Origin of the sequence: Fulvivirga kasyanovii, assembly GCF_009711405.1 — a bacterium.
Lineage (GTDB): Bacteria > Bacteroidota > Bacteroidia > Cytophagales > Cyclobacteriaceae > Fulvivirga > Fulvivirga kasyanovii.
This window is the reverse complement of the sequence record NZ_SMLW01000010.1, coordinates 1-227: the sequence shown is the minus strand read 5'-3', so window position 1 is coordinate 227 and position 227 is coordinate 1. Positions and strand designations below refer to the sequence as shown.

Here is a 227-nt window from a genome sequence, read left to right as displayed (position 1 = left end):
TAGTTCTTGTTTTCCTTATCTTCCTCGTTTTCACCCTGAAGGTCTATATCAACATCTTCGGTTTCAATACCTAACTTTTCGTTATCGGCATCCACTTCAAGTTTTACCTTTTTCTCGTCAGAAGCCTCTTCCTGTACTTCTATTTCCTCATTTTCAACATTTGCCTGCTCTCTTTCAGCATTGTTGTTACAACTTATTAAAGCCACAAAGCCCATAGCAACTATAAA

1 protein-coding gene is annotated in these 227 nt (G+C 37.4%); it reads right to left on the bottom strand.

All coding sequences use genetic code 11. The features are described from left to right. Window positions 1–227: hypothetical protein (locus E1163_RS29955; protein WP_185155850.1), on the bottom strand; the 227-nt coding region annotated here is incomplete at both ends.